This window comes from Pseudogracilibacillus sp. ICA-222130 (assembly GCF_037892545.1).
GTDB lineage: Bacteria > Bacillota > Bacilli > Bacillales > Amphibacillaceae > Pseudogracilibacillus.
Genome location: NZ_JBBKBG010000009.1, coordinates 57,119 through 75,513, shown reverse-complemented (window position 1 = coordinate 75,513; position 18,395 = coordinate 57,119). Strand labels below are relative to the sequence as shown.

The 18,395-nt window shown below is 35.1% G+C and carries 16 protein-coding genes; 13 read left to right on the top strand and 3 right to left on the bottom strand.

Annotated elements, in window-relative coordinates:
• Positions 1-148: 148 nt before the first annotated feature.
• The 3 genes from WKT09_RS06130 to cudC all read right to left on the bottom strand — a co-directional run bounded on the left by WKT09_RS06130 (position 149) and on the right by cudC (position 2,653).
• Positions 149-937: an aldo/keto reductase gene (locus WKT09_RS06130; RefSeq protein WP_340415190.1), complete on the bottom strand. Its 789-nt coding sequence runs from the start codon at positions 935-937 to the stop codon at positions 149-151.
• A 240-nt stretch (positions 938-1,177) separates the two neighbouring features.
• Complete coding sequence (locus WKT09_RS06125; protein WP_340415186.1) at positions 1,178-2,074, bottom strand: glycine betaine ABC transporter substrate-binding protein; 897 nt, start codon at positions 2,072-2,074, stop codon at positions 1,178-1,180.
• Between the two features lie 21 nt (positions 2,075-2,095).
• A complete protein-coding gene (gene cudC / locus WKT09_RS06120) occupies positions 2,096-2,653 on the bottom strand; it encodes a choline uptake/conversion transcriptional regulator CudC (RefSeq protein WP_340415185.1) in 558 nt (185 codons plus the stop codon).
• A gap of 190 nt (positions 2,654-2,843) precedes the next feature.
• Between cudC and betB the strand changes: the two genes are divergently transcribed.
• The 13 genes from betB to WKT09_RS06055 all read left to right on the top strand — a co-directional run bounded on the left by betB (position 2,844) and on the right by WKT09_RS06055 (position 18,384).
• Complete coding sequence (gene betB / locus WKT09_RS06115) at positions 2,844-4,328, top strand: betaine-aldehyde dehydrogenase (protein WP_340415184.1); 1,485 nt, start codon at positions 2,844-2,846, stop codon at positions 4,326-4,328.
• A gap of 415 nt (positions 4,329-4,743) precedes the next feature.
• Positions 4,744-5,979, top strand: a complete 1,236-nt coding sequence (locus WKT09_RS06110) for a GTPase family protein (protein ID WP_340415183.1) — start codon at positions 4,744-4,746, stop codon at positions 5,977-5,979.
• Between the two features lie 2 nt (positions 5,980-5,981).
• Positions 5,982-7,091 carry a M24 family metallopeptidase gene (locus WKT09_RS06105; protein WP_340415182.1) on the top strand — a complete coding sequence of 370 codons (1,110 nt, stop codon included), beginning with the start codon at positions 5,982-5,984 and terminating at the stop codon, positions 7,089-7,091.
• 10 nt (positions 7,092-7,101) lie between these two features.
• Positions 7,102-7,431 (top strand): chaperone CsaA, encoded by a 330-nt coding sequence (gene csaA / locus WKT09_RS06100; protein ID WP_340415181.1) that lies wholly within the window; start codon positions 7,102-7,104, stop codon positions 7,429-7,431.
• Positions 7,432-7,539: 108 nt separating this feature from the next.
• Positions 7,540-7,818, top strand: a complete 279-nt coding sequence (locus tag WKT09_RS06095; protein WP_340415180.1) for a GNAT family N-acetyltransferase — start codon at positions 7,540-7,542, stop codon at positions 7,816-7,818.
• A gap of 320 nt (positions 7,819-8,138) precedes the next feature.
• Positions 8,139-8,777 (top strand): hypothetical protein, encoded by a 639-nt coding sequence (locus WKT09_RS06090; protein WP_340415179.1) that lies wholly within the window; start codon positions 8,139-8,141, stop codon positions 8,775-8,777.
• Positions 8,778-8,780: 3 nt separating this feature from the next.
• Positions 8,781-9,386 (top strand): peroxiredoxin family protein, encoded by a 606-nt coding sequence (locus WKT09_RS06085; RefSeq protein WP_340415178.1) that lies wholly within the window; start codon positions 8,781-8,783, stop codon positions 9,384-9,386.
• 42 nt (positions 9,387-9,428) lie between these two features.
• Positions 9,429-9,668, top strand: coding sequence for a hypothetical protein (locus WKT09_RS06080; protein WP_340415177.1), 240 nt, complete (start codon positions 9,429-9,431; stop codon positions 9,666-9,668).
• Positions 9,669-10,555: 887 nt separating this feature from the next.
• A complete protein-coding gene (locus tag WKT09_RS06075) occupies positions 10,556-11,959 on the top strand; it encodes a cytochrome ubiquinol oxidase subunit I (RefSeq protein WP_340415176.1) in 1,404 nt (467 codons plus the stop codon).
• Positions 11,934-12,962 carry a cytochrome d ubiquinol oxidase subunit II gene (gene cydB, locus WKT09_RS06070; RefSeq protein ID WP_340415189.1) on the top strand — a complete coding sequence of 343 codons (1,029 nt, stop codon included), beginning with the start codon at positions 11,934-11,936 and terminating at the stop codon, positions 12,960-12,962. Before WKT09_RS06075 ends, cydB begins: the two co-directional genes overlap by 26 nt.
• Positions 12,962-14,683, top strand: coding sequence for a thiol reductant ABC exporter subunit CydD (gene cydD / locus WKT09_RS06065; protein ID WP_340415175.1), 1,722 nt, complete (start codon positions 12,962-12,964; stop codon positions 14,681-14,683). The genes cydB and cydD overlap by 1 nt, the downstream gene beginning before the upstream one ends.
• Complete coding sequence (gene cydC, locus WKT09_RS06060) at positions 14,676-16,391, top strand: thiol reductant ABC exporter subunit CydC (RefSeq protein ID WP_340415174.1); 1,716 nt, start codon at positions 14,676-14,678, stop codon at positions 16,389-16,391. Before cydD ends, cydC begins: the two co-directional genes overlap by 8 nt.
• A 496-nt stretch (positions 16,392-16,887) precedes the next feature.
• The gene (locus WKT09_RS06055; RefSeq protein ID WP_445323991.1) at positions 16,888-18,384 is read left to right on the top strand and encodes an aldehyde dehydrogenase family protein; all 1,497 of its coding nucleotides are present in this window, start codon (positions 16,888-16,890) and stop codon (positions 18,382-18,384) included.
• Positions 18,385-18,395: the final 11 nt, after the last annotated feature.

The following is an 18,395-nucleotide window of genomic DNA, read 5'->3' as shown; positions in this document are numbered from 1 at the left end:
ACGGATGGAATAGGCTTTTTTTTCAAAGGTAACATAAATAAAAACTGTGAAAGCTCTCATATGGGAGCTTTCACAGTATAGTATATGGTGAAAAAATAAGATGTAGTTCTGAAACGCTCATCATAAACTAAAAAATTCTAGCTTACGATTAAATCATATCCATTGTATTCGGTTCTCGACCACGGCGTTCATTTTTATCGATGGAGGCAATCCGTTGCATATCCTCTTCATCTAAACTAAAATCAAATAATTGGAAATTTTCTTCGATACGATTCGGTGTAATAGATTTTGGAATAATAATCGTATTTCTTTGTATATGCCATCGCAGAATGATTTGTGCCGGAGATTTACTATATTTTTCGGCAAGCTTTACAATCGTTTCGTCTTGTAATACAGCCCCTCTTGATAATGGACTCCATGCTTCTAAATAGATATCGTGTTGTTCACAAAAGGTTTTTAATTCATTTTGTTGGAAGTATGGGTGACATTCCACCTGATTCACAACAGGTTTTATTGTACAATGGGAAAGGATATGTTCAATATGGTCGATATGGAAATTACTTAATCCGATTGCTTTTACTTTTCCGGCTTTATATAACGTTTCTAATGCTTTATACGTATCTACATATTTATTTTTCATTGGCATTGGCCAATGGATCAGATAGAGATCAATATAATCAAGTTGTAATTTATGTAAACTTTCCTCAAATGCTTCTAATGTTTCTTCATATCCGTGATGAGAGTTCCACACCTTTGTCGTTACAAAAATTTCTTCACGAGGGATGCCACTTTCTTTTATCGCTTCTCCAACTTCTTTTTCATTGTTGTAAAATTGCGCTGTATCAATAGAACGATAACCTGTTTTTAAGGCATGTAACACCGTGCTTTTTGCTACTTGCGGTTCAACCAAGTAAACACCTAAACCAACTTGAGGCATCACAATGCCGTTATTTAAAGTAATATCCACTTTTATTTTCTCTCCTTTAACAAATGATTGTTCTATTATTTTATCATGGATATGCATAACATGTTTAAAAAAGAGTTTGGAACATAAGTTAGTAAATAAGTTGAAACACGGACTGTTCATGTTAGATCATCACTTTAGAAATGTATTGCGATTTTTCATGTTGTCCTCTGTGTTCTACACTAACTTTTATTTTGTTCCAAACTCTTTCTATTATTTCTCTAACCATTCATTAATGACATCTTCATTTTCTTCTACCCATGTTCGCGCACCATCCAATGGATCTTCCGCCTCAGAAACTTCCACCATTAAAGACCCGATTTGGTCGTCATCCATTTTCCAATTATCGAACCATGTCGCTAATTCAGGATGGTCATCAGCAAAATCAAGTCTTGTTGCATGGTGGATTTTTTCGACATCACCATATACTTTTTTAGGATCATCTAAGTATGTCAAATCAAGTTCTGAAAATATACGATGTGGACTCCATAAAGGAGCAACAATCGGTTTTTCTTCTTTCATTGCTTCTGTAATTTCGGTTAACATCGCCGGTTCTGAACTAGGTAATAGTTCGAATGGTAAGTCGTATTCTTGGATTAAATCTTCTGTCACTTCCATTGTGCCAGCTCCTGGGTCAAAACCAGTAATCACACCTTCAAATACATCTACATGATCATGTAAATCTTCTATACTAGTAATATCTTCCATATAAGAGGGAACAACAAGACCTACTTTGGCATTGTCATACCATGTTGTTTCAGAAAAATTCACTTTATCTTTATATTGTTCTACATAACTAGCATCTTGCACAGGTAGCCAAATTTCTGGACTAATATCTAATTCATCGTTTTCTAATGCTGCCATTTGAGTTCCGATATCAAGAACATTTAAGTTTACCTCATATCCTTCCTCTTCTAAAATAACTTTCCACATATTTGTTACAGCGATATTTTCAGCCCAATTAATTTGTCCCATTTCAATCGCTTGCTTTTCATCATTATTACTAGTGTTTTCTTTGTTTTCATCGTTATTACTACATGCGACTAATACTCCAGCTACTACAATACTTAAAAGAAATACATGTAAAAAACTTCGAAATTTAGTTCTCATCATATCCTCCAAAAATGTGTATTATTTTTGCGGCGGATGTTTAGGTATGAAATTGTAAATTTCCTCACTACGAATACTTTTCACTAAATTGTTTAACCATTCGTAATATTGCATAGAACCTTCTATTTGGTGTAACTTTTCAGTTGCATCTTTTTTTATAATGGATGAAACAGCTTCATCATCGATCACTTTTTGCAGTAATTCTTTAGAACGTTCAATTGCTGCAGTGTTCGTATTTATTTCTCGTTCCCACATTTGACAGAAGAAACCAATAAATGTATTGAAAAAGTCTTTTTCAGCTTGATACACATGTTTTCTTGATCCGCGTTGATATACTTTTTTAACCATTTCGATATCTTGTAATTTACGGACACCTGTACTCATGCTTGGTTTACTTAAACCTAATTCGTCTCGCATTTCATCTAAAGTCATTTGATCACGAAAATACATCGTTGCATAAAGTCTACCAATAGAAGGTGTCACTCCATAAACATCCATTGTTTCCGCAATGGCGTTAATGATTTCGCCTTCTGCCTCTTCAATGTTGTGTAGAGCTTGATCGTTATTTGACAGAGTCATTTGAACACCTCTTTAAAAGTTCATTTATAAAATTAAATTTTTTCTTAATAATTTTTATGATACATTAATAAATTTATATGTCAAATAACTATTTTAATATAGTTTTGACAATTATATATCCATATGTTAAGTTAAATTTGTTCAATAAATTAAATTTTTTCTTAATTAATTTAATAAAGGTGGGAGTCATTTGGACATTAAGCAGCAATACATAGGTGGAGAATGGAGCTTTTCTCTATCAGGATCAGTGCGTGAAATTATAAATCCTTTCAATCAATCAGTCATCGCGAAAGTGACAGAAAGTAATGAAGAAGATGCTCAACTTGCCATTAGTGCCGCAAGGAAAGCATTTGATACGACAACTTGGCCGACAATTTCGACAGAAGAACGTGCACAAATCGTACATGAAATTGCTAATCTAATCGAACGTGATAAAGAAGAATTAGCTATGTTGGAGACGTTGGATACGGGAAAAACATTAGAAGAAAGCCGTTGGGACATGGATGGTATTGTAGATGTCTTTCGATATTACGCAAATATCGCTAAAGATGAAGTGGAACGAGTAGAAGTCCCGATGGAAAATGTGGCTAGTACGGTTATATATGAACCTGTAGGTGTATGTGGTCAAATTACACCTTGGAACTATCCGTTATTACAGGCTTCATGGAAATTAGCCCCAGCTTTAGTTGCTGGAAATACATTAGTAATGAAACCGAGTGAAATAACACCACTTACAACGATTAAAGTATTCGAATTAATGGAAGAGGCCGGTGTACCAAAAGGGGTAGTAAATTTAGTATTAGGACCAGGACATACAGTAGGTGCTGCTTTGTCTGAAAGTGAAGATGTAGATCTCATTTCCTTTACAGGTGGACTTGAAACAGGAAAAAAGGTAATGCAAGCAGCGACGAGTAATGTAAAAAAAGTGGCATTAGAATTAGGTGGGAAAAATCCTAATATTATTTTTGCAGATGCAAAATTGGAAGAAGCAGTAGATGTTGCGTTAAATGGAGTCTTTTTTCATGCGGGGCAAGTTTGTTCTGCAGGTACAAGATTGATTATTGAAGAAAGTTTGCACGATGTTTTTGTAGAGAAATTGGTAGAACGTGTGAAAAACATTCGCCTCGGAAATGGAGTAGATGATATGACCGAAATGGGTCCACTCATTTCCGCAACACATTTAAAAAAGGTAGTCGATTATGTCGAAAAGGGGAAAGAAGAAGGTGCCACCTTATTAGTAGGAGGCGCTCAACCAGAAGATGCGGCATTAAGGAAAGGTTTTTTCTATTTACCTACCGTATTTACTAATTGCACAACCGATATGCATGTTGTACAAGAAGAAGGTTTTGGTCCAGTTATTACGATTGAAACATTTACAACAGAAGAAGAAGCAATAAAATTAGCAAATGATTCCCGTTATGGATTAGCTGGAGGCGTATGGACGGAAGATATGGATAAGGCTAACCGTATAGTGCGAGCGCTTAGAATGGGAACTGTTTGGATCAATGATTTTAATGTTTACTTTCCTGAAGCACCTTGGGGTGGCTACAAACAATCCGGGTTTGGACGTGAATTAGGAAAACTAGGCTTAGAGGAATATCGGGAACCAAAACATATTTTTCTAAATAAAGCTCCTACTTCAATAAACTGGTTTGGAGCGTCTAAAGAGGATTAATTTTTCAATGGATATTACGTGATTAAAAAACTAGCTATTGTTCTATACAAAGCTAGTTTTTTAAGCTTTATACACCTGTTTACATGCTTCTAATATAATGTTCAATCGTAGAGAATACATGGGATGATATAGTGGTAAGTTCAACTTCCTATATACATGAGGGATGATAGCACTAAGTTTTTATAATGTTGATTGTTTATTTGATGTATTAGGCCGACATGTTATGAACAAGCTATTATGAAGGGGACGAGCACTGCATCCTAATCAAAAATCCATCCTAACCCAATTGTTCCTGAGATACATTAACTGAACTCCTAAATATAGGTATGACAGGAAATATACCCGCTATTTTTCAAGAAGGATAAAATACGGTACAATAGGGAAGAGGAAAATAACGACAATCGTGGTGATTGAAATGACAGAAAATAATGAAAATATGTACGATGAATGGAAACAGTTGTTTAGTTCTATCTTACTGAAGGTCGATCAAACAAAAATGCCAGCAAATACAAAATCGCTTATTAAAAAGGAAGTGACTAAATTGCAATCTTTTTTAATACATGCCCGTCCAGCACGTATCGTAATTGTTGGTAGGCGTGGAGCAGGGAAGTCAAGTTTAATTAATGCGATTTTTGGTGAAATGAAAGCGAGTATCGGCCATTATAAGGCACAAACGGGAACAGGAAAATGGTATAAATATGAAAATGATTTAGGTGGTATCGATATATTAGATACGAGAGGACTTGGAGAAGGACATGATCCTACAGAGGCAACGAAATCAGCCACTCCAATTGAGGAAATTAAGGATGCCATTAAAGAAAAATGCCCGGATGTTATGTTGTTTTTATGTAAAGGGAAAGAAGTAGGGGCACGTATCGATGAAGATATCGATCAATTAAAAGAATTAAAAGAGATGATTGGGGAAGTACACCAATACGATATACCAATTGCAGGAATCGTTACACAAGTGGATGAACTTGCACCAGTGTCAAACAGTGAACCACCGTTTGATCATCCTGTGAAACAAGAAAATATCGATGCAACCGTTCGATTACTAGAGGAAAAATTGATCCAACGACTTGAAAAACCGACAACGGTCATACCAGTTTGTGCATATATGGAATTTGAAGAAGATAGGATTGTGTATGATCGTAGGTATAATATAGACGAATTATTATATTATTTATTAAAGGAATTACCTGAAGAGGCACAAGTCATTTTAGCTAAACTATCACGGGTCACCGCAGTACAAAAAAGTTTAGCGAGAAAAATAGGGAAAAGTACAGCCTCTGTCACAGGTTTAATTGGAGCTACTCCCATTCCAATTGCTGATATGCCAGTAATTACCGGTATGCAATTATCGATGATTAGTACGATAGCACTTATAAGCGGGGAGAAGTTTAATAGAAAAACAATCATGAAGTTTTTAAGTGCGATGGGCATAAATGTTGGAGTTGGATATACATTAAGAAATGTATCAAGACAACTTGCCAAATTTTTACCTGGTGCCGGAAATATTATATCTGGAGTGGTAGCGAGTGCCGGTACTTATGCATTATGCGAGGCGGCAATTGCTTATTTTATTGACCGGAAATCTAAAGAAGAAGCGAAAGCAATTTTTACCGAAAAATTGGAACAAGGGGAAAAGTAATCATGTATAAAGAAAGAATCAAACAATTAATGCAGCATGAACATATAATAACGGAAGCTACCTATATTTTGTTCATGGATCCGCTAAATATTTATTATGTGACAAATTTATACGCGGAACCACATGAACGATTTTTTGGATTATTAATCGATATGAAAGAGAAACGGACGACATTATTTTTACCAACATTAGACTTGGAAAAAGCGAAAAAAGAAGCAGAAAACGTAGATGAATTTATACCGGTAGGCGATACGGAAAATGGTTATGCTAAATTAGCTGCATATATGAAAGAAAAATCGGCTATTTGTTTCATTGAAAAAAATTATATGACCGTAGCACAGTATGAAGCGTTACAGAAGGAGACAGGAATAAGTAGTTTTAAAGAAGTCGAACAAACGATCATGAATATGCGTTTACGCAAATCTACGTTAGAAATAGCGAACGTAAAAAAAGCAATTTCGATTACGGAAGATGCTTTATATGAAATTATTCCATGTATAAAAATTGGGATGACCGAAAATGAGATTAAATCAAAATTGGAAACCGCATTGCGAAATTTAGGTGCTGAAAAAATAGCTTTTGATACGATGGTACTTACTGGTGAAAATAGTGGGTTGCCACATGGGGAGCCAGGTGATCGACCAATCCAATATGGAGACTTTTTATTATTTGATTTTGGTGTATTTGTTGATCATTATTGTTCAGATATAACGAGAACATTTGCCATTGGTAATGTATCAGCAGAGCAAAGACGTATATATGAGACAGTTTTAAGAGCAAATGAAAAAGCAATTGAAGCAGTCATATTAGGGGATCCAATTAAAAACATTGATCATGCAGCAAGAACGGTCATAGAAGATGCTTCATATGGTGCTTATTTTACCCACCGTACTGGTCATGGGCTTGGTTTAGAAGTGCATGAAGCACTCTCGATTCACGGTGAAAACGAAGAAAAGATAACAGAAGGATTATTGTTTACGATCGAACCAGGTATTTATAAAGAAGGAGTAGGTGGGGTTAGAATTGAAGATGATGTGTACGTACATCCGAATGGAGAAGTGGAAGTATTAACATCTTTTCCAAAACAACTGACAATGATTGATGCAAAGTAGGAGGATAAACATGATACAATTTGATGATTTTTTAAAAGTAGATATGAGAGTAGGAACGATTATGGAAGCAACACCATTTCCAGAAGCAAGGAAGCCAGCTATTAAAGTGAAAATTGATTTTGGAGAAATTGGCATCAAACAATCGTCCGCACAAATTACGAAACGTTATGAGCCAGAACAACTAGTTGGAAGGCAAGTGGTAGCAGTTGTAAACTTCCCTCCAATGCGTATTGCTGGATTTAAATCAGAGGTTCTAGTGTTAGGTGGTATCCCTTCTGAAGAAGATGTTGTATTATTACAACCGGATGAAGAAGTTCCAAATGGAACGAAGATAGGTTAATAAGCCCAGAAGGAGTTTATCGATGTTTTCCTTTAGTAATAAATTGGGAAATTATCTTTTAGAAATTTCAGACATATGTTACGATAGATAATATAAGGAGGAGAGCATATGGCAAATATAGTAAAAGGAACAAATAAGTTTTATATTGGAGAAGATGAAGCAAATCCGCTTGCAGAAATTACATTCCAACCGAAAAGTGATGGGGTTATTACTGTAGACCATACTTATGTGTCAGATGAATTGAGAGGACAGGGCATTGCAGGACAACTAGTAGAAGTTATTACATCGTATGCTCGAGAACAAAATTTAAAAATCGAACCTGTTTGCTCTTATGTACAAAGTAAAATGGAAAAAACAGAAGCCTATCAAGATTTAATTGCAAAATAATCATAAAAGAGATAGCGACAAAGCGAATCTCTCATTATGAAAAACGGTCATGTTTATCATTACAAGATAAATGTGACCGTTTTCATTTTTGTGAAGCCAAATCGGACGTTGATTTTGAACGATATATTGTTCACATTTATTATGTGAAATGTTAGGTTTGAACAGAAAGAGCATTTTCGCAATAGAATTTTGTCCTTTATATGTTGTTTTCGTGTGCGTATATTTAATTTTAACAATGTTGTGAAATGAAGCGGAATATAAGCTATTTTATATGTGCTACGTTATACTTAAGAAAGAATAATCATGTGGAGGATATATTATTGGTTTCAACGACGGTATTACGTTTTTTACTTGTATTGGTCGCAAGCTTCCTCTTTGGTTTATTGTTTTATTATGTTATGGACCGAGAAGAGAAATTAAATAAGAAAAAACGAATAGATGAGGTGATATCACTTACCATACATATCATTATTTGCATATGGATTGGAAAAATATTGGCCAATTTTCAATTGTTTATGAAGGACCCGCTTGCGATTTTATCATATCCAAGTGATAGAAGAGCGTTATATATAGCGCTTTTATTGGTAAGTATATATACAGTATATGAAACATTTAAAAAGAAGCGACCATTTAGACCGATATGGAATACGTTTATACCGGTATTATTAGGCACATTGTTTATGTATGAACTTTTACAAATAATAGTAGAGAAAAATACATATTACTTCTACTATATAATTATTTATACGATTTTACTCCTTCTATACATATTATTGGAACGATATCCACATCAATTACATATCGTTATTTATAGTTGGTTTAGTTTGCAAATAATTTGTTGGTATTACCTTGGTTCCATTCGATTGTTTCATTACATGGTAAGTCCTATCTTTATCGGATTGTTATGTATTATATATAGTGGTTATATAGTATTAGAAAAGAAAGTTAGCGAGGGATAAAACATGAAAAAATGGATCATCATCCTAATTATTTTAGGATTGGCAGGTTATGCAGTGTTTGATTTTGTATCAACGAAAAAAGAGGAAGAAGCAAAAAAAGATGAAATGATCACCGCTACACAAACAGAAATGGAAGTGAAAGGTGATAAAGAAGAGGTGGAAAGTGCACCGAAAGGGGAAGTAGGAATTGAACAGGGGAATATTGCGCCTGATTTTGAATTAGAAACAATGGATGGTGAAAAAGTAAAATTATCTGATTACCGTGGACAAAAAGTATTGTTAAACTTCTGGGCGACATGGTGTCCACCTTGTCGATCTGAAATGCCGGATATGCAAAAAGTTCATGATGAGTTTGGGGAAGATGTCGTTATTTTAGCAGTTAATTTAACCGAAACAGAGTCAAGCTTACAAACAGTAACCAACTTTTTACAGGAATTAGAGATAACATTTACAATTTTGCAAGATGTTGATACGATGATTGCTACAACGTATCAAGCAAATGCATTGCCGACATCTTATTTGCTTAATACAGATGGGTCCATTCACAATATAGCAATTGGCCCGTTAAATTATGATTCAATGATAAAAGCATTTCAAGAAATGTATTAATTATATATAATAAAAATAGAAAGCTTTATAGGGGATGATACAATGGATGTAAATCCGAAGAAATTTTTCGGTTTTCAATTACTTGCAGTGGCAATTATTTGGGGTGGTATGACGATTTTCTTGGACCAATTGGAAGGAAATGCAAAAATCATTTACTATGTTGTCACATCATGGTTATTATTTATTTTAGTATTATTTATCAAAAGTCTTTTCCAACCGAAGGAAAAAGCAGATGTGGTACATTTACAAGAAAAAAGAGATACTAAAAAAAAGAGAAAGTAAAGGATAAATGAATTTTTTATTTGGACAAGCTTGTGTAAATGTCTCGTGTATACAGGCTTGTCGTAATGGAAGTACTTGATTAAAAATATCGAATGAGTTTGGGACAAAGCAAAAAAGGTAATATGATGGTATACGTGAAAAGTAAAGAAAGTGAAGTATGTGGAAGTGACACACTAACCTTTATTCCTTTTATGAAAAATTTGTCCCCGCAAGTTGAAAGCTAAATCGTCATGAACTTGCGGATATATCGTTTAATTCCGCAAGTTGGAAGCAAAATCACCTGGAACTTGCGGATATATCGTTTAATTCCGCAAGTTGGAAGCAAAATCACCTGGAACTTGCGGATATATCGTTTAATTCCGCAAGTTGGAAACGAAATCACCACGAACTTGCGGATATATCAATTAATTCCGCAAGTTGAAAGCAAAATCACCTGGAATTTGCGGATATATCACGTAATTACGCAAGTTGAAAGCAAAATCACCTGGAACTTGCGGATATATCGTTTAATTCCGCAAGTTGGAAACGAAATCACCACGAACTTGCGGATATAAAATCTAGCGTCACGCAACATTTCGGTGTCCTTTTTTCTTCTTCCGACGCTTTACTATCCAACGAATACCGAACACGAGCACCAATACTATCCCAGCAATAATTCCGTACAGCCCGAGCTTCATTATTTTAGACTATGATATACACGGTAGTAGCGATCTCGTTATAACATTTTAAAAAAAGAGATATTGTAAGCGTATTCACATAACTGTCACGAAAGATTCATTATTCTGTACATGAATTGTAATAAGTTTTTCAAACAAAATCGTTTTTTTATTCTATACTTAATTAGTAAGAACGTACGATAAATTTATGACAGAAAGGATGTTTTGAGATTGGATCCTTTAATAATTGCCCGTCTACAATTTGCTTCAACTACTATTTTCCACTATTTTTTCGTTCCAGTATCAATTGGGTTAGCTTTAATTATCGCAATCATGCAAACATTGTATGTGTTTAAAGGTGATGAAATGTACAAACGGATGACGAAGTTTTGGGGAGTATTATTTTTAATTAACTTCGCAATCGGAGTTGTTACAGGTATTTTACAAGAATTCCAGTTTGGAATGAACTGGTCAAACTACTCACGATTTGTTGGGGATGTATTTGGTCCATCACTGGCAATAGAGGGATTATTAGCCTTTTTTATGGAATCGACATTTATCGGACTTTGGGTGTTCGGGTGGAATAGATTATCCAAAAAGGTACACTTATTAACAGTTTGGCTCGTATCTTTAGGTACTATTTTTTCGGCATTTTGGATTCTTACGGCAAACTCTTTCATGCAAAATCCAGTAGGGTTTGAGATGGTGGATGGGCGTGCACAAATGAATGATTTTTTAGCAATTGTAACGAATCCACATTTTTGGGCACAATTCCCACACGTTTTATTAACATCATTTGCAACAGGTGCATTTTTAATTGCTGGAATTAGTGCATGGAAAATTGCGCGAAGACATGATTTAGAAATGTTTAAAAAATCATTTAATATTGCGATTACGGTCGGTGCATTTTCAGCTTTTGCTATTTTATTTACAGGGCACTGGCAAGCACAGTATATAGTTCAGTCACAACCGATGAAAATGGCTGCAGCGGAAGCACTGTGGGAAAACAGTGGGGATCCCGCACCATTTACGGTATATGCAAACATTAATACGGAAGAACGAAAGAATGATTTTTCTATCGATATTCCAGTACTTTTAAGTTTTCTATCTTTTAATGAATTTAGTGGTTCATTAGAGGGAATGAATGATTTACAAGCACAATATGAGGAAAAATATGGTCCAGGGGATTATATCCCACCCGTTAAAACATTATTCTGGGCATTTCGTATAATGACTGGAGCAGGTGGGGTTATGGTGTTATTAGGATTTTACGGAATTTATTTAGCTCGATTAGAAAAATTACAACATCACAAATTTTATTTAAAATTAATTACGTTTGGGATGGCACTACCATTTATCGCGAATACTGCTGGATGGATTTTAACCGAGATTGGTAGACAGCCATGGGTCGTATATGGCATCATGCGTACAGAAGACGCCATATCTCCATCTGTTACGGCTGGAGAAATGTTATTTTCGCTTCTAACATTTGTAACGCTATATACAATATTAGCGATTATTACAATTTATTTATTCATTCGTCATATTAAAAAAGAAGATCATGATGAAAAGGAAAGAGAAAGTATGACAGACCCATTTGATCAAGAAGATGGAGGTGCTGGAGTTGTCTCTTAATGAATTTTGGTTTATCGTTATAACGATATTTTTTGTAGGATTTTTCGTGTTAGAAGGATTTGACTTTGGTGTTGGTACGATTGCCCGATTTTTAGGACGAAATGAACAAGAAAAGAAAGTGTATTTAAATACGATTGGTCCGTTTTGGGATGCAAATGAAGTATGGCTTATTACGGCCGGTGGGGCTATGTTTGCAGCATTTCCACATTGGTATGCAACGATGTTTAGTGGTTTTTATATTCCACTTGTCTTTATGCTTATTGCCCTCATTGTCCGGGGAGCCGCCTTTCAATTTAGAGGAGAAATACAGAATGAGAAATGGAAAACAACATGGGATTGGGGTATTTGGCTTGGAAGTTTCTTGCCACCAATCTTATGGGGAGTTGTTTTAGCGAACTTTATGGTTGGAATGCCAATTAATGGAGAGAAGGAAATGGTTGGTGGATTCGTCCAATTTCTACATCCATACGCATTGCTCGGTGGTGTCATGTTTTTATTATTAACATTGACACATGGATTACAATTTATAACGATTCGTACAACTGGTGAATTACAAGAACGAGCAAGAGAGATGGGAAGAAAAGTAGCGCCATTTACAATCATTACCTTCTTAGCATTTATTGTAATTGGTTATTTCGTTTCAGACGTATTTACGTATCATGGACAAACATTTTTTGTTATTCCGTTATTAGCCTGGGTGGCACTACTATTTGCAAACCTATATAACACTAATAAGATGGATATTAATGCGTTTTTACTAACGTCTGTAACGATTATTTTATTAACAGGAAGTATTTTTATCGGAATGTTTCCACGAGTCATGATTAGCTCGATTTCTGATGCATATAGTTTAACAGTATATACTGCTGCTTCAGGATCGTACAGTTTAAAAGTAATGACCATATTTTCTGTGGCAATATTACCTTTCGTTTTAGGGTATACTATTTGGAGTTACTACGTATTTAGAAAAAGAATTAAGTCAGATGATGAGTTGGAGTATTGATGAAAAATAAACGTCAAAAAGGGTTACCGATGTATCCGGGAGCCCTTTCTACTTATAGTCTTTTAACATGTTTTATTTTTATAGAGGTAGGATTAATTATAGCGCAAAGTATTTATTTAGCGAGAGCAATTACTTTGTTGTTTCAAAAAACGCCGATAGAAGATGTGTTCATCGATATCGGCTTCTTTTTTATCGCTTTTATATTAAGGTATATTGTGACACATATAGAAGGGATTATTGCACAAAAACATAGTGATCATGTCAGTACATATTTACGTGAAAAGCTATTATATCAATACTTTCACCAACCAAGTACTGATGTACAAAAAATTGGAACAGGGCATCTCGTACAATTGTTAATGGAGGGGATTGCCCATGTGAAAACGTATGTGGAAATTATTGGGATACGGATGATTAAAACGATTATTGTTCCGGCTATTATCGTTTTATATGTTTTTTTTGTAGACCGTTCTTCTGCATACATATTAATTTTTACCGTTCCAATTATAATTATATTTATGATTTTATTAGGGCTTGCCGCTGAAAAAATGGCAGACAAACAATATGTGACATATACGAGATTAGCGAACCATTTTGTTGATTCATTAAAAGGATTAGAAACACTTGCATTTTTAGGGAAAAGTAAAGTGCACGGAAGACGGATTGAAAAAGTAAGTAATGATTATAGAAAAACGACGATGAAAACATTACGAATTGCGTTTTTATCTTCTTTTGCATTAGATTTTTTTACGAGTTTATCTATCGCTTTCGTTGCAGTTGGGTTAGGTTTACGACTAATTGATGGAACGATATGGTTGTTACCATCATTAACTATTTTATTGTTAGCGCCTGAATATTTTTCTCCGATTAAACAAGTCGGAAAAGATTTTCATGCTACTTTAGATGGTCAAGTGGCGATGGCTGAAATGAATGATTGGCTCGCTAGTGAACGTATTGTAACTGCATCTACAAAACGAGTAGAAGAACGTGTAGAAAATGTAGTTTTGAATAATATAGGTGTTACAATGGAGGAACGCCCAATTTTACAAGGGATACATGTAAGTGTCGATCGAGGTTTTGTTGCAGTACTTGGGGAAAGTGGTGCAGGAAAAACGACATTGCTTCAATTGTTAGCTGGACGGATAGATCCGACAGAAGGGAATTTTCGAGTGAATAAAGATGTGTGGGATACATTACATGATGCTTCTTGGTTCGATCATATTGCTTATATTCCACAACATCCATATATATTTCCTATTTCATTAGCAGATAATATTCGCTTTTATGAACCATCTGCTTCTGATGAACGTGTGTTAGAAATGATTCAACAAATAGGGTTACAATCTTTGGTGGATAGTTTTCCGAATGGCATTCATGAAAGAATTGGAGAAGGTGGAAGGACGATAAGTGGTGGACAAGAGCAACGAGTTGCGCTTGCTAGGGCATTACTGAGTGATAAACAAATTATTTTATTAGATGAACCGACCGCACATTTAGATATCGAAACAGAATACGAAATCAAACAATTGATATTAGAACATTTTTACGACAAATTTGTGTTTATAACGACACACCGTCTCCATTGGGTGAAAAATAGTACCCAAATTATTTGGATGGACGAAGGGAAAGTCGGTGCATGTGGCGAACATAATGCATTATTACAACAAAATGAAGCGTATCGATTATTTTTTGACGAGCAAAGGGGAGAGGACAGTGCATGATTGGGTAATGACATATATCAAACAATTTAAGGGTAAAATGTCTTTAGCCGTTTTGTTCGGATTTTTAGGCATCGCTTCAGGTGCCATGTTATTATTTGTTTCCGGTTATTTAATTTCCAAATCATCTTTACGTCCAGAAAACATTATGTTAGTATATGTGCCGATTGTTTCCGTTCGCGCATTTAGTATTGGACAAGCCGTTTTTCCTTATTTAGAAAAACTTGTTGGCCATGATGTCGTTTTATCTATTTTAGCAAAATATCGTAAGCGACTGTATGATGCTTTAGAAAAGGACGCGATTTCCTTAAGAGGAAAGTATGAAACAGGAGATTTATTCCAAGTATTGTCAGAGGATATCGAACGTTTACAAGATTTTTATTTAAAAACATTATTTCCAAGTATTATTGGATTGCTCATTTATACGATCATTATCATTGTTATCGGTGCTTTTGATCTCGTGTTTATGCTTTATTTTCTATTATTGTTAGGAATTATAGTGTTTCTCATTCCGTTTATTGCGTATATGAAAATGAAACGTACATATTCAGAAGAACGAATGGAAAGAAATAAATATTACCGTCACGTCACTGATGCGATTTTTGGCCAATTAGATTGGTTAATTAGCGGAAGGTATAGTGAATTAGAAAAAAATATGATGCAACATCATGAAACATTATTGCAGTATGAACAAAAAACGAATCGATGGCACCATGTACGGGATGCTGTATTACGATTTTTTGGTGGTATTTCGATAGTTGTCATGCTCATATGGACAAATAAGATAGTTGGTGAAGAAGTTATTTCTGCCACTGTCCTTGCTGCGTTCGTTTTAATGACTTTTTCCGTTATCGATGCATTGTTACCATTAAGTGATGCAATGGAAGAAGTGCCTATTTATAAAGAAACGATCGACCGTTTACAAACATTTGTACCTGTTGAGCAAGAAAATGAGGATGTATCTAACGTTTTTACGACACTTGATGGTCCACTAGGAATAGAATTACGTCATATAATGTATCGATATGATGGCGAAAAGGAAAATACGATAAATAATATAAGTGTACAAATTTCACCAGGAGAAAAAGTAGCTCTTTTAGGTAAAAGTGGAGCAGGAAAGTCTACTTTGTTAAAAATGCTTGCTGGATTAGTAAAACCGACTAAAGGGGAAATATTAGTAGGCAACGAAACAATAGATGCTTCATTTTTATCGAGACATATTGCCGTATTAAATCAAAAACCACATATTTTTCATACGACTGTCGCAAATAATATTCGGATCGGGCGTGAAGATGTGACAGATGAAGAGATTGAAGCGGTTTTAGATAAAGTACATTTAATGGATTATATTCGTACATTGCCTAAAGGGATTCATACGAATGTGGATGAGCTAGGAAAGCGGTTTTCAGGGGGACAACGCCAACGGATTGCTTTTGCTCGTGTATTAGTGCAAGACACACCAATAATATTATTGGATGAACCAACAGTCGGATTAGATCCAAAAACGGAAAGAGATCTCATTCAAACATTTGTAGAAGCAGCAAGTGATAAAACGATGGTTTTAGTTACACACCATTTAATTGGTGCGAAGTGGATGGATCGGGTTATTTTTCTAGAAGATGGACAGATAAACATAGCAGGACATCATGACCAATTATTAAAAGAAAATGACTATTACCGGGCATTGTATACATTAGAGGACCAAATATAGAGGATGTTTGTAAGTTGAAAGAACATAACATTTTGGGAAAAGATAAGATATGGAGTAGCTACGGAAATATGTAATAGTTTTAGCTGACAAATTGTTATATATTTTTGTAGCTATCCTTTCTCTTAAATAAAGCTATGATGCCTTTATCATTTTTTTGCATATATAAAAAACACATACATATACGAGCGGAATAAAAATACTAAAACGTAATGCTGGATAACCTGCGAGATAAAGAGCAGAAGGAAAAGAACATATAATCGTGATGATTAGAAATAACCTGGACTGTTTTATTAAGGCTAAACCAAAACTTATAATAGAAAAAATAATCGATCCATAAAATAAGATAAGCATATATAAGCCTCTTTCCTTTTCTTTTATTATACTACGAAAATTTCGAATATTGGCATTGAATGCGTATTTTATGTACGTTATACTAAATATACATATATCACATACGGAAAAAAATGACAGCGTTTACAAAGGGGAGGGAAGGATGATGATCCATCCATACATGGAGCAAGCTACATTGCGTAATTATATTAACGGAAATTGGGTAAATGGAGAAAAATTTACAGATGTTATGAATCCAGCTACATCGGAAAAAATCGTGGAAGTTCCTCTTTCTAGTGAGAGAGAGGTAAAGGAGGCAGTAGAAGCAGCTAAATTAGCTCAAAAAGAGTGGGCACTTGTACCAGCGCCACAAAGAGCTGAAGTCCTTTATAAAGTTGGTCAATTAATGAAAGAGCGAAAAGAAAAGATTGCGACATTACTTACACTTGAAAATGGAAAAGTGTTAGAGGAAGCCCGTGGAGAAGTACAAGAAGGAATTGATATGGCTTTTTATATGGCAGGTGAAGGTAGACGATTATGTGGGCAAACAGTTAACGCAGAATTGAAAGATAAATTCGCCATGAGTGTTCGTGCACCTATTGGGGTAGTCGGTATCATTACACCATGGAATTTTCCGATTGCAATTGCAACATGGAAGTCTTTCCCGGCAATCATTGCTGGAAATGCAGTAATTTGGAAACCTGCTACAGAAACACCATTAATGGCAACGGAGTTAGGAAAGATATTTGAAGAAGCAGGTTTACCAAAAGGGGTTATAAATATTGTCTATGGTGCAGGTGAAGAAGTTGGGGAGGCAATGGTACAACATAAAGATATTCAGGTCATTTCATTCACAGGTTCAAATAAAATTGGGAGTCATATTGCAAGTGAATGTGGCCGCCAATTGAAAAAGGTTTCTTTAGAATTAGGTGGAAAAAATGCCGTCATCGTTATGGATGATGCCGATCTTGAATTAGCGGTGGAAGGAATTATTTGGAGTGCATTTGGAACGAGTGGGCAAAGATGTACGGCATGTAGTCGTGTCATTGTTCATGAAGATGTGAAAGAAGCATTAGAGGAAAAGCTTTTAGCGAATATGAAAAAACTAACGATCGGAAATGGTTTAGAAAAAGATGTGAAGGTTGGGCCAATCATTAATCAAGATGGGTTAGAAAAAATTGCATCCTATATAGAAATAGGAAAAAAAGAAGGTGCAACGTTATTAGCTGGTGGACACCGTTTAACAGAAGCGCCATATCATAGGGGATATTATTTCGCGCCGACATTGTTTACGAATGTAACGAGTGAGATGCGTATTGCACAGGAAGAAATTTTTGGTCCAGTCGTATCTTTCATCCCGGTAGCGTCTTTTGAAGAAGCGATTACAGTAAACAACCGTGTGGCATACGGATTATCTAGTGCTATTTTTACAAATGATGTGAATCGTGTATTCCAAGCACAACGAGATTTAGATACAGGGATTGTTTATATAAATGCTGGAACAACAGGAGCAGAAATTCATTTACCATTCGGTGGGACGAAAGGAACAGGGAATGGTCACCGAGATTCAGGCGTGCAAGCCCTAGACGTATTTACGGAATGGAAAGCAATTTATGTCGATTATAGTGGAAAATTACAACGTGCTCAAATTGACGTAGATTAATCGCTGAAAAT

Coding starts and splice junctions, on each gene's coding strand:
- WKT09_RS06130 (WP_340415190.1), bottom strand. CDS start 937: ATGCCTCAAGTTGGTTTAGGTGTTTACTTGGTTGAACCGCAAGTAGCA.
- WKT09_RS06125 (WP_340415186.1), bottom strand. CDS start 2,074: ATGAGAACTAAATTTCGAAGTTTTTTACATGTATTTCTTTTAAGTATT.
- cudC (WP_340415185.1), bottom strand. CDS start 2,653: ATGACTCTGTCAAATAACGATCAAGCTCTACACAACATTGAAGAGGCA.
- WKT09_RS06110 (WP_340415183.1), top strand. CDS start 4,744: ATGACAGAAAATAATGAAAATATGTACGATGAATGGAAACAGTTGTTT.
- WKT09_RS06105 (WP_340415182.1), top strand. CDS start 5,982: ATGTATAAAGAAAGAATCAAACAATTAATGCAGCATGAACATATAATA.
- csaA (WP_340415181.1), top strand. CDS start 7,102: ATGATACAATTTGATGATTTTTTAAAAGTAGATATGAGAGTAGGAACG.
- WKT09_RS06095 (WP_340415180.1), top strand. CDS start 7,540: ATGGCAAATATAGTAAAAGGAACAAATAAGTTTTATATTGGAGAAGAT.
- WKT09_RS06085 (WP_340415178.1), top strand. CDS start 8,781: ATGAAAAAATGGATCATCATCCTAATTATTTTAGGATTGGCAGGTTAT.
- WKT09_RS06080 (WP_340415177.1), top strand. CDS start 9,429: ATGGATGTAAATCCGAAGAAATTTTTCGGTTTTCAATTACTTGCAGTG.
- cydB (WP_340415189.1), top strand. CDS start 11,934: ATGGAGGTGCTGGAGTTGTCTCTTAATGAATTTTGGTTTATCGTTATA.
- cydD (WP_340415175.1), top strand. CDS start 12,962: ATGAAAAATAAACGTCAAAAAGGGTTACCGATGTATCCGGGAGCCCTT.
- WKT09_RS06055 (WP_445323991.1), top strand. CDS start 16,888: ATGATCCATCCATACATGGAGCAAGCTACATTGCGTAATTATATTAAC.